General features: G+C 41.1%; 9 protein-coding genes. 6 read left to right on the top strand and 3 right to left on the bottom strand.

All coding sequences use genetic code 11. The features are described from left to right. Positions 1-35: 35 nt before the first annotated feature. A complete protein-coding gene (locus ACMA1I_RS10110; RefSeq protein WP_337068200.1) occupies positions 36-722 on the bottom strand; it encodes an HAD family hydrolase in 687 nt (228 codons plus the stop codon). 672 nt (positions 723-1394) lie between these two features. Between ACMA1I_RS10110 and ACMA1I_RS10105 the strand changes: the two genes are divergently transcribed. The 6 genes from ACMA1I_RS10105 to ACMA1I_RS10080 all read left to right on the top strand — a co-directional run bounded on the left by ACMA1I_RS10105 (position 1395) and on the right by ACMA1I_RS10080 (position 8948). Further along, positions 1395-2414 carry a UbiA family prenyltransferase gene (locus ACMA1I_RS10105; protein WP_337068199.1) on the top strand — a complete coding sequence of 340 codons (1020 nt, stop codon included), beginning with the start codon at positions 1395-1397 and terminating at the stop codon, positions 2412-2414. A gap of 327 nt (positions 2415-2741) precedes the next feature. Next, a complete protein-coding gene (locus ACMA1I_RS10100) occupies positions 2742-4178 on the top strand; it encodes a GMC oxidoreductase (RefSeq protein ID WP_337068198.1) in 1437 nt (478 codons plus the stop codon). Between the two features lie 99 nt (positions 4179-4277). Then, on the top strand, positions 4278-4706 hold the full coding sequence (locus ACMA1I_RS10095; RefSeq protein ID WP_337068197.1) for a hypothetical protein: 429 nt from the start codon (positions 4278-4280) through the stop codon (positions 4704-4706). Between the two features lie 452 nt (positions 4707-5158). Continuing rightward, positions 5159-6493, top strand: a complete 1335-nt coding sequence (locus tag ACMA1I_RS10090) for a hypothetical protein (RefSeq protein WP_337068196.1) — start codon at positions 5159-5161, stop codon at positions 6491-6493. Positions 6494-6666: 173 nt separating this feature from the next. Then, positions 6667-7077: a GtrA family protein gene (locus ACMA1I_RS10085; RefSeq protein ID WP_337068195.1), complete on the top strand. Its 411-nt coding sequence runs from the start codon at positions 6667-6669 to the stop codon at positions 7075-7077. 287 nt (positions 7078-7364) lie between these two features. Next, positions 7365-8948: a hypothetical protein gene (locus tag ACMA1I_RS10080; RefSeq protein WP_337068194.1), complete on the top strand. Its 1584-nt coding sequence runs from the start codon at positions 7365-7367 to the stop codon at positions 8946-8948. A gap of 420 nt (positions 8949-9368) precedes the next feature. Here the strand turns inward: ACMA1I_RS10080 and ACMA1I_RS10075 are convergent, their stop codons facing one another. Further along, a complete protein-coding gene (locus tag ACMA1I_RS10075) occupies positions 9369-10205 on the bottom strand; it encodes a glycosyltransferase family 32 protein (RefSeq protein WP_337068193.1) in 837 nt (278 codons plus the stop codon). A 49-nt stretch (positions 10206-10254) separates the two neighbouring features. Then, positions 10255-11505: a glycosyltransferase gene (locus ACMA1I_RS10070; RefSeq protein ID WP_337068192.1), complete on the bottom strand. Its 1251-nt coding sequence runs from the start codon at positions 11503-11505 to the stop codon at positions 10255-10257. Position 11506 lies beyond the last annotated feature (1 nt).

The raw sequence follows: 11506 nt of genomic DNA, 5'->3' as shown, positions 1-11506 counted from the left end.
GTGCAAGAAACAGGCCTTCTTAAGTTGAGGCTAACTTATGCTACCAGTTGGGCTAAAGGCAATGTCAGTTTATGGTAAAAATCAAATTTACTGAAAGGCTTTTTATCTACAATAAGGTAAGGCATGTTAGCTCTTATGGCGCACTCACCATCCAGTTCCTGCCGGTCACCGATAAAAAGACATTCTTCCGGCTTCAGGCCAAGCTTCTGTGCGATATGTAACAAGCCCTCAGGGCTAGGCTTTAGCTGATCTACTTTTTCATCTGTAGAACATACCACAATGTCGGCCTCTATATGCATGGCTTTGAGTTTGTCTGCAGCCTTATAGTCTGAGTAAATCCCTATTTTAATTTGATGCTGCCGTAGGGTGTCTATAAAAGCCTTTACACCAGGGTACATACAAGCGTGCAGGTATTTATTCGGAAAGTTAAACATCCAGAAGTCTACAACCTGCTTGATTCTCGAAATTGTATAATCTCCTTTGTCGGCACACCACTCATACTGGGCTTGCTCCAGGTTACCAATTGCATAACCTGCTCTTTTTTCTCTTTCGGCCCTGAAATGGTGGAGAATTGCTAAATCATTTATACGCCATGGCCTTTTTGCATAATATCTTAACAAAGCGAACAGCATTTTTTTCCTTAACCTCGATTGAGTATACAAGGTGCCATCTACATCGAAGATCACTGCTTTCGTTTTTTGTAAATCAATTCTGGATTCCATGAACTTGTAAATAATAGGCCTCTAATAAAGAAGATAGGTATTGTATAGGTCTATGCAAGTACTGTACAAATATTAGCATCACCTTAAAACAAACTTAATTTTTGCAGGTAGCCCATCTTCAGTACATAGCCTTTACGACAGTTCTGTATTTAGCCATTCCGTTGCCTTATAGGTATTTTAGGTGGCGAAATGTAGCCTGAATGTTACTCTAAGCTTCATTAACGCAGCTTTAGCCTTACGACTTACCAAATGGTTCATGGTTTAATTTGCCACAGACCAATTGGAAATGGCAATTTACTTCGTATCGTTTAGTATAGTAATAGCCTTTTGTTAAGAGCGGCTTTAGGTTTAGTCGCAACTCCAGCCAAGAATTTAGTTACGAACAGACATGTACTCTACTAATAGAATGGATCATTATGGGAAAGATAGAGCCAGAATGGGAATGCTGCGATTGTAAGTAAGCATAAATATTTCAAGCTTGATATTACTATAGGATTAAGTACAATCTAAAATACGCTAATCACAAGTATTTATGTATTTGTTTTATAATATATAGGGTGTTGGCATGATTTTGATTCTTTTATGGGTAAATATCATGTTGCGCTCTAGCCGGAAGAACCGACGATATAGGTAGAAGAATCAAAATAAACGATAACTAATATTTATAATGGCATGGAAACAGTTATTGGGTTGCCTAAACCCTCTGCGCAGAAATTAGTTCTTAAGCCTGCTGGCGTAAAAGAATACGTGGCTATAGCCCGTCCCGATCATTGGTTTAAGAACATCTTTATGTTTCCGGGAATGCTGTTTGCTCTGCTGGTATATAATACTGCCCTGGATGCCACTTTACTTTTACGAATTGTGGTGGGTATTATTAGTACCTGCCTTATTGCTTCTGCAAATTATACTATAAACGAATACCTGGATGCCGAATTCGATCGCTTCCATCCGGAAAAAAAGAAACGATCGGCTGTTGTAACTGTGCTGAACCCGCTGGTCGTTTATTCTGAGTATATTCTGCTGGCTGCTCTTGGTCTGGCTCTATCGTATTTTATTTCGATGCAGTTTCTGGTGTTAGAGGCATTTCTGCTTTTTATGGGCATCATGTACAATGTTAGGCCGTTCCGCACCAAAGAGCGTGTGTACCTCGATGTGCTTTCTGAATCAGTAAATAACCCGATCAGGCTTGCTTTGGGCTGGTTTATATTTGTGCCTGCTTCTTTGCTGCCTGCCAGCCTCTTAGATCCGGCATGGGCCTTTATTCCGCCAAGCAGCATTATACTGGCTTACTGGATGGGAGGTGCCTTTCTGATGGCGACAAAACGTTTTGCGGAATACCGTTATATCAACAACCCTGAACTGGCTGGTTTGTACCGCAAATCTTTTCAACGGTACACCGAGAACAATCTGCTTATTTCGATGTTCTTCTACGCTATTACATCTGCCTTTTTTTTAGGTATTTTCCTTATCAAAAACAAAATTGAGCTTCTGATTAGCTTCCCATTCTTTGCGCTGCTGTTTGCCTGGTATCTTAAGATAGGGCTACGCAAAGATTCGGTAGTACAGGGCCCTGAAAAGCTGCATAAAGAAAAGTCGTTTATGCTGTACGTAATTCTGTTTACTCTTTTGCTCATGGGGCTAGTGTATGTGAATATTCCGGAGCTCAACTGGTTTCTGAAGCAGTCGTTTTAACAAGGGATATATGTGCCGAATTATAGGTCGAGCCATGGTTCTATTGACTAGAAGGTAATTATTTAAAGATCCGGAGCTAAAATGTCGCAATAGAATTACAAGGCTTTATTGCGATAGGCTTTCTCTGGTTTTTTATTAGATAAAAATCTAGGGGATGTAAGTATGATGAAGCCTCTGGAAGGCCAATTTTATTAGAATAATTTTAACCATGCATTTTAGGTTTTGAGCCTATGTACAGTAATCCCTAGTTGACGCACATGTTTCACAAGGCCTTTGATTATTTTAATTAATTGGCAGTTACACATTTGTAGAATTATACTCTTTTCAATGAAGCATACGTCTTACGATTTAGTAGTGGTTGGTACTGGTTTCGCATCAACATTTTTTCTTCAGAAATACTTGAGCAAAGCATCAGCTAAAGTAAAAGTGCTTGTTTTAGAGAAAGGGTATTTATATCCGCACGCGGAGCGACTGAAGGAAAAGAGAGGAGAACAAACCCGTTTTGCTACTATTAACGATGCGCATGAGAAGTCGTTTCAGAACCTTAACCAGGAGAAGGAGTGGTTCTTCTCGCTGGGCTTTGGAGGCAGTTCTAATTGCTGGTATGGCTGCACCCCCAGATTTATGCCTTCAGACTTTAAAATGAAAACCTTGTATGGCGTTGGCAGCGATTGGCCGATAACATATACAGACCTGGATCCATACTATACCCAGGTAGAAGAAACCATGTCGATTTCTGGGCCAGCAAGTACACCATTTCCAAAGAAGTCGCCTTACCCTTTACCACCGCATTTGTTTACTTCCGTTGATAAACTGCTGCACAAACAATACGGCGACCTCTATATAAGCCAGCCTACTGCACGAGCCAGTAAGCCTGTAAATGGCAGAAATGCGTGCTGTGCCAGCACCGTTTGCTCGGTTTGTCCGGTTAATGCCAAATTTACCATCGAGAATTCTAACATGGGAGTGTATAACGATGCCCGTGTGGAATTGCTTTACGGGGCAGAGGTATATAGCCTGGATCTGGAGCAGCAGGTTGCCCGAAAAGTAAATTTTCTAAAAGATGGGAAAGAGTACCATGTGGCAGGAGAGGTAATTGCACTGGGAGCAAATGCTATTTTTAATGCCAACGTGCTCCTGAACTCCGGCGATAACAACCGCTTTACAGGAAAAGGAATAGGTGAACAGTTGGGTTTAAAAGTATCTGTTTACCTCGATAATTTGGAGAACGTAGGAGGCAGCACCTGGGTAAACGCCAATGGTTACATGCTATACGACGGCGATCATAGAAAAGAAATGGCAGCCTGCTTAATGGAGTCGAGCAACGATCCTTATTTTAGATTAGAACGGGGCAAGTGGCGTCACATTGCCAATTTCAGGATGGTATTTGGTGATTTGCCTGAAATGGAGAACCATGTTGCCACAACGCCAGATCGAATGAGGCCGGCTGTGCATTATAAAGGCCCTTCGGATTACACGCTCAAAGGTGTACAGAACATGAAGGAAAAGTTGCCTGAAATATTTTCATGTTTGCCTGTAGAGAAAATAGAATATCATGATCCTTATCCATCGGAGGCGCATATTCTGGGCACTTCCCGAATGAGCAATAGTGCAGCTGAAGGTGTGGTCGATAAACATCTTATTCACCACCAGTACCGAAATCTTTTTGTGCTTGGCAGTGGCAGCTTTACTACTTATACGCCTTCTAACCCAACACTTACGCTTTCGGCGCTGTCGCTTTTTGCTGCCGATAAAAGTTTTTGATAGTTATAAATTGAGAAGTAGCCACAGGTAACCTGTTGGCTTGTAGCTGCGGCAGGTGAGCAGAAGCAGGATGTAAATATAAATTTGTGCTTGAGATTTATGAAGAGAAGACACTTTATGAGGTTATCTGGGTTAGGTGTAACAGGCCTGGTCACTATACCTAGTTTAGGTTATATTTCTACTACCATTTATGATGCTGCAGTAGGTCTTATTTTAAATGAGCTTGATTATCTGCACCTGGATAAACCGGGAGTTGAGCAGTTTGTGCAGGATTATTATAAAACACATTTTATTCAGGAAAGTCTGCAGATACAACTTAGAATGAAAACATACTACCATTTAAGCGTAAAATCGGCTGACTCCTATCTGGTAAAGGAGCTGGTGTACGATTATCTGGCAGCTACAGACTTTTTTATAAATAAAATGGATGAAAGTAAGCCTGTAAAATATTTAGGCATTGTTAACAGGTTTAGCCAGCCGTGCTCACACCCGTTTTCATTTTTGTATTACCCACCGGAGGTAGTATAATGGAGGTTGAGGACACTCAGTTTAGATAATGAATTTTAAGTTTAAAGTAAACCTGCTAAAATAGCCTTTGACCTTTTAATCCTGTACCTCCTTCTCAAGCAAAATTCTTTATTATTCATAGAGTTTATCATCTAAATCTGCCGGAAGGCTATTTTCATTCGAATAATCTGAAGCATTGGTAAATGCCCTCAGGTGGCACCATTCATTTCTAGATCAGACGCATTACATGGTTTTAGGCAATGGGTTAACCGGAGCAGGTGCACTATTATCAGTCAAAAATATCTTTAACAGTTATGGGAAACCCTTTACTTTCTTACAGGCAAGTGTTAACAGCGCAAAGTGTTAATTATTATAACTTTTTGAATGAGTACACAACCCCTGAAAAATATGCCTCTTCTATTCTGAAGTATAAGATATTTTGCTGTGTATGGGCCATTGCATCAATCTTCCATATGGCGAATTCAAATTCGTTTACAGGCAACCTCACCTATTTCCTGTTTACATGCACCGCCATTGCCCTTATTGCGAAACCATCGTCGGTGGTAAGGTTGTTGCTTTTTATCATCATGCAGATGTACCAGGCCTATGTGGAGTTGCCTGTTATTAGCAACCATTGGCTTATCACAACTTTTGTGAACCTTACCATTTTACAGTCGTTCGTGTACCTGATTATAAAGCGTAGAAGCTTTTACATAGATAAAGCCGAGTTTCTGGAAACCTTTGCGCCGCTGGTTAAAATGGAGCTGATCGTGCTTTACTTTTATGCTGTTTTCCACAAGCTGAACGCTGGCTTTTTCGATACCGAATCTAGTTGTGCGGTGGAGTTTTTGCTGCTCCAGAACAATTATTATAATATCCTGCCTTCCAGTAAAACACTGCTGACGCTCAACATTTACGCCACCCTGATTATCGAAATCCTTATACCGGTGCTCATTATTATTCGGAAAACTCGCACCTGGGGCATTCTTATCGGGCTGCTGTTTCATTGCATTATCGCCTACAACCCGATCAATGGTTTTTACGATTTCTCGTCCATGATTTTTGCGTTGTATTTCTTGTTTACCGGTACCAACTTCAGCAATAATATTTATGCCTATTACGATAAGTTTTTGCGCCGGAAAATAAATTTGAAAAACCGTTTGTTGCAGTTTAACATCGTAAACCTAGCTTTATTTGTGTTTTCAGTGGTGTTTTTGCTGCTCTTAGTGCATTATTACAACAAGTTGTTTCAAGATTATTTCCGGCATATACTCTGGACCCTGTATAGCATGGGCTACATTATTATTTTTGCTCTCTCTATTCGATCTACTGAAAAGCCAGATCGCAGCAATTCTTTTTCGTTTGCGCATTTCTCGCTGCTACTCTTCCCTATAATAGTCTTCCTGAACGGGCTTTGCCCTTACCTGGGCCTTAAAACAGAAGCCTCGTATGCCATGTTCTCCAATTTAAGAACAGAAGCAGGAGAGTCTAACCATTTTATTGTTCCGGCCAGTACGCAGCTGTTCGACTATCAAAAAGATATAGTAGAAATCGTAGATTCCTCAGATCCTGAATTACAGAAGCTGGCAGAGGCTGGCAAACTGCTTCCTTTTTTTCAGTTTCGGACCATGGTGCGTAATACAATGCCCGAAAAGGTCACCTATCTCAGAAATGGGGAGCCAAAAGTATTTGAAGTGAGCAAGGCTTCACTAAGCCCTGAGCTCTTGCAGAAAGAGTGGTTTGTATTGGAAAAACTGATGCGCTTCAGGCATTTCTACCGAAACGGCTATAGCCCCTGCACTCACTAGTGCTGCGGCAGGCCGATTGGTTGAGTTGGGAGTAGAGTCGTCTTTTCTTCAGCCTATTTTAAAGAAAAGCCCATTAGTTATAATCACTGTTCAAAGCCTCCGGAAGGCCATTTTTATTAGGATAATTAGGCTTTATTTATAAAATGGTCTTCTAGAGCATTGTTCATTACTTTATGAGATATTTTTTACTGGAGTTACATAAGCAGAAAAAACTTTTCCAGGTTATCAAGTTTGGAGTGGTTGGTGCCTTATGCGCAGCAATCGACATGTTTCTGTTTATCCTGCTTTTTGATTACCTCCACTTAAACTACCTGTTGGCCAACTTCGGGTCAACCTGCCTGGCTATTTTAATCAACTACTTTATTTCTAAGAAGTGGGTTTTCAGAAGTGGGAAGTACTCGAACCAGGTGGAACTGGTTGTTTTTGTAGGTTTTTCGCTGATTGGTTTACTCCTGAACCAAGGCCTTGTCTGGGTATTTGTAGAATATAGCATGGCAGATCCGAAGCTTGGCAAGCTCCTGGCAATTGTGCTGGTGGCTATTTTTAATTTTATCACTAAAAAAGCCTTTGTGTTTAAGGGGTAGGAGAAGTGGCTAAGAATCTAGACATAGCAAGTACTGCTGCGTATGCCGCCTGCGACTGGTTATGTATTAGATGGTGAAGTTCAAAGTTCCGGTTTAGGCGCCTCTGCTTCACCATTAGTACATACATTTATAGACTTAGTTTAAATTCTAAAAAAGTGTTTACCCATAGTTGCTACAATGCTACAGCAGCTGTATTGCCATTACATTACCGGATTAACGCTTACAATTATACATTTAAAATTAATTTTCTGCCAAACCCAAGTATTACAATAAACAGTGCCTACACCATGAAAACGACAAAAAGCTTTTGGGGCATCTTCTTCATTTTTCTTTTACTGCATACAGTCTTAGTACTTAATATAGAATTTTTCCCTTTTTCAGATGTGCCAAATCATTTGGCAGAAGGGGCAATTTTCAGGTATTATAACGAAAGTTCTAACTGGTTTAAGCAGTATTACACCTTACATTACTTATTTTACCCAAACACTTTTCACCTCTACTTCTTCTCCTTTCCCTTATTTCCGGATGTTGAGGTAGCCAACAAGGTGTTGCACTTGCTTATAGTGGTAAGCTTGCCTGTACTTGTGCTACTGGTTATAAGAGAGCTGAAAGGAAATCCTTGGTTTGCTTTGGTGGCTTTTGTCTTAGTGTATGGCTATAATCTTACCTTCGGGTTCACGGGCAATGCAGTAGCCAATAATGTTATTTTGTTACTTATCTGGCTCTGGCTTCGCACCATTAACCAAAAAAGCAGCGGTTTTGTTAACATGGTGGCCATTTCGGTTTTGCTCTTGTTTGTTTATTTTCTGCATGCCATGGTGGCCTTGTTTTGCCTCCTCATGATGTTCTCATTTATAGCTTTCAGGTTCAGAGATAATTTTGTAAAGCTGGTGCAGTACTCTCTTGCATTGGTTCCTCTTGGCTTGCTGGTGCTGTACTGGTGGTTTTTTATTCAGAATGCTGTAGAAAGCAGCACCGCCTATAGCACCCAGGAAACATCGACCTTAGCATACATGAAGGAATATTATAAAGCTGAATTCTGGCAAACCTACTTTTCCCGAAGCATGTTTCTGTACGCTGATAACTCGCAGCTATTTGTAGGGAAATTAGGAAAAGCAACAGGATTTTTATTATCTGCCTCCATTCTAATTCCAATTTGCCTGCTGCTATATAAGCATGTGTTTATTCATAAGCGCAGAACAACTTGGGGCAGATTTCTGAACACCGATGATGCAAATAATTATATGTTGCTCTTTATGATTGTAGCTGCCGGCTGTTATTTCCTGCTGCCTATCCGTATTCCGGGCCAGGAGCCTTTATATGAGCGCTTTTCTACTATTCTTTTATTGGCACTCATTTTTATTAGCTGCAAAGTACCCGAAATAAATAGCAGATTATTCTCTTACGCAGCAAGTGTAGTGGCGCTGGCGCATTTGCTGCTTTGGGGCGATTATTTCCGCCAGTTCGATCAGGATAACAGTAATTTTGCAAAGGTATTGCCTACCGATACCGACAAAGTGCTTACTTACATGAACTACGACCCAGCCTACAGAGGCCGCAACGTGTACGATCATTTTCAGAATTACTTTATTGTCTGGAACAAGGGCATAGCCACCAGCAAAGTAATCGACTACAGGTTTGGCATGATCAGGAGGCATGAGCAGGGAGATCTGCCTTACCAGGAGCACATGTATTATAATGATTATGACCCTAAAGACATGATCAAAAAGTCGGATTACATTTTGGTGCGAGGCGATATGTCGGAGCAGCACCAGCAACTTGTCAGTTCTTTAGGCTCTTTTGTAAAAGTGAAGCAGGTAGATAAGTGGCATTTGCTGAAAAGAACAGAAGCTAATATTGCCTTGGATTAAGAAAAGGTTCGTTATCGGATTCAGGCATCGAAACACAGGATATAAGATTTTTTACATACCTATTGGTGAAATCCGGTAACTCAATTTAACAATAAGCACTCGCCTTGGTGTACTTATTTTACACAGGCTTTTACATTTAGCTAGGTCACGGCTCAATCGAATTATTCTAATGAAAATGGCCTTCCAGACACAAATTAGGTGCTGGAAGGCCATTGCCTTTTAAAGAAGTTGCCAATCAGGCTAACCGGCTTGTGGTGTTGCCGGCCGCAGAGCAGATGAGCAGTATTAAAACAAGTTGTCAGGAGAAAATCTCTGCCGTGCATGTTGCCGGTAAATGCAGAGCGCCATGACGAAAGCCGATAAGAAAGACCAGCTGTAGCACCAGGCAATAAACCAAACCCTGATGCTACAGCCTTTGCCTTATAGAAAATTGCGGGCTAATTTGTTGTAGGTGGTATCTTTGGTTAAAATATCAGTAGGTGTAAGTTTGCTTAGGTAGCGTTCCCAGGCAAAGCTCTCCCATATGTGGTGCAAATAAGCCTCTTCAAACTCTTCCTGTTCTTCAAATAGCAACGAGATGCCTTTAGGATCCCAGAGCGGAAAATGAAAGTGCTTCGGGCTTAATATCTTTACCAGACCGGGGTTTTGTTTTGCCAGAGCCATTGGTACTTCTACAGAATGCTCCGACCAGTACTGATCTCGCCCAACAGACCTGAAATTTTTATAACTCTCCAGCCATAGCTCAATAAATTTGCTCTTGGGTTCAGCCATCATAACAGCATTGCACAGGCCTTGTATTTTGCTTAAGTAACCTTTACCAGTCGAGATTTTTTTTATAACCTTAAGCGCATACTGCCACTGGTTTAAATATGCATTTTCGACTCTGGACTCTTGCCCAATAACAAAGGAGTAGTTGTAAAACTCTTTTAAAGGCTTTTTGCAGATGACGTCCGCATCCAAATACACGCCTCCATGTTCGTACAGCGCCTTTAGCCTTACAATATCAGCCTGGTGCGCTACATTTTGCAGCTTATTTCCAAAGATTTCTTTTGGTGCCTCAATTTTATTTAAAGTTATTTCTGGCTTTATTTTGTCCCACCAGGTTCCTTCCGGTTCATACTGATAGTGAAAGTAAACTTTATCGGGCTTGTTTATTTCGATGGCTGATTTAATGGCCAGGTAATGCGACAACGAGAAAGGTCGTCCTCCAAAATTTGAAGACATTCCAAAAACAAAATGGAAAATGTTCGGAATCATAGTAATTAAGTTTTGTTCTGTGTTTAGTCTGAGTCAGACCTATTTAAATTTAGGATGCGGAGGCTAAACGCGCCGGGGTTGCAGTTTTTTCAAGCTTTTGCTGCACCAACTCCCAAAACCTATCGGCCCTTGCTTTCCAGGTATTTAACTGTGCTTTCTGGATGCGCTCCTGCTTTTTTGCATCATCATCAGTAGCAATTGCTTCTGATATTTTATCTACAAACTCCTGTTCTGTTTTGGCAATGTATACCACATCACCAAAATCAACAATGTCTTCTGAAAAGGCTGTGGCGACCACAGGCTTTCCTGCTGCCAGATACTCGTTTACTTTAAGCGGGTAGATGCTTTTGGTTAGGGTGCTGTACTCGAATGGAATAATGGTGCAATCGCTGTATTGAAGATAAGCTGGCAGGGCTGCAATATTCTTAGAACCTACAAACAGCACGTTGGGTAGCTTGTCCAAACCAGCTGTTACGTAGTCCTGGTTGCTTACAGGGCCTACCATTAACAACACTTTGTCGGCGTGCTGCAAGGCAATGGATTTAAGGATTTTATAATTTATTCTGGTGCCGATGTTGCCTGTGTAGCAGATTATTTTCTGTGTAATGCCTTTTAACTCGTCGGGCTTTTCAAGTGTAGTTTCAGCGGCTTTTCTGAATAAACTTGTATCGGCGGCATTCGGTAAGAAACATACGTTATTGGCGTATTCGCCAAGCAGTCTGGTTAATTCCTTCGAGGTAGCGAGTGCCATATCCGCTTTCGTTACTGCTTCCTTCTCAAGTCTTATTCCGTGCTTGGCTATATATGGCTCCTGGCTAATATCGTCTACGGTATAATAAATGGTAGCAGTAGGCTGTATGTCGGCCGGGATGTTTCTTAAATAATAAGGTACAAAAATATTGACGAACAGGTACTTCTTTATCTTATGGTCTTTGATAACAGTTCTTAAAGTAGCACCCAATATTTTGTCGTTTACACCAGATAGGGTGTCATAGAGGTTGCCTTCTGGTAGCCAGTTAATGGGTAAGGTAAGCTTGGGCGTTACTACCGTAAAATTAGCCGGTGCTCCGGCAGTGTGGCGGTACATATTTTTGCCAAACAATAGAGCTTGTTTCCTGTCTTTTATCTTTTGCCCGACCGAATACTGGCTAATGAAGTCTTTGGCAGAAAAAGGGTGCTCTATAAAAAATACCCTGTTGTGCTTAGCGAGTTCTTTAGCCAACGACAGCGCCGAAGAAGAATATGCATCATCCACGCGCGCTGTCGAAAGTATAACTATGTCGTAATCTTCTTTACCCATT

Source organism: Pontibacter sp. 13R65, assembly GCF_047525655.1.
GTDB lineage: Bacteria > Bacteroidota > Bacteroidia > Cytophagales > Hymenobacteraceae > Pontibacter.
This window is presented reverse-complemented; position numbering and strand designations above follow the sequence as displayed.

Coding starts and splice junctions, on each gene's coding strand:
- ACMA1I_RS10100 (WP_337068198.1), top strand. CDS start 2,742: ATGAAGCATACGTCTTACGATTTAGTAGTGGTTGGTACTGGTTTCGCA.
- ACMA1I_RS10090 (WP_337068196.1), top strand. CDS start 5,159: ATGGCGAATTCAAATTCGTTTACAGGCAACCTCACCTATTTCCTGTTT.
- ACMA1I_RS10085 (WP_337068195.1), top strand. CDS start 6,667: ATGAGATATTTTTTACTGGAGTTACATAAGCAGAAAAAACTTTTCCAG.
- ACMA1I_RS10075 (WP_337068193.1), bottom strand. CDS start 10,205: ATGATTCCGAACATTTTCCATTTTGTTTTTGGAATGTCTTCAAATTTT.
- ACMA1I_RS10080 (WP_337068194.1), top strand. CDS start 7,365: ATGAAAACGACAAAAAGCTTTTGGGGCATCTTCTTCATTTTTCTTTTA.
- ACMA1I_RS10070 (WP_337068192.1), bottom strand. CDS start 11,505: ATGGGTAAAGAAGATTACGACATAGTTATACTTTCGACAGCGCGCGTG.
- ACMA1I_RS10110 (WP_337068200.1), bottom strand. CDS start 722: ATGGAATCCAGAATTGATTTACAAAAAACGAAAGCAGTGATCTTCGAT.
- ACMA1I_RS10105 (WP_337068199.1), top strand. CDS start 1,395: ATGGAAACAGTTATTGGGTTGCCTAAACCCTCTGCGCAGAAATTAGTT.
- ACMA1I_RS10095 (WP_337068197.1), top strand. CDS start 4,278: ATGAAGAGAAGACACTTTATGAGGTTATCTGGGTTAGGTGTAACAGGC.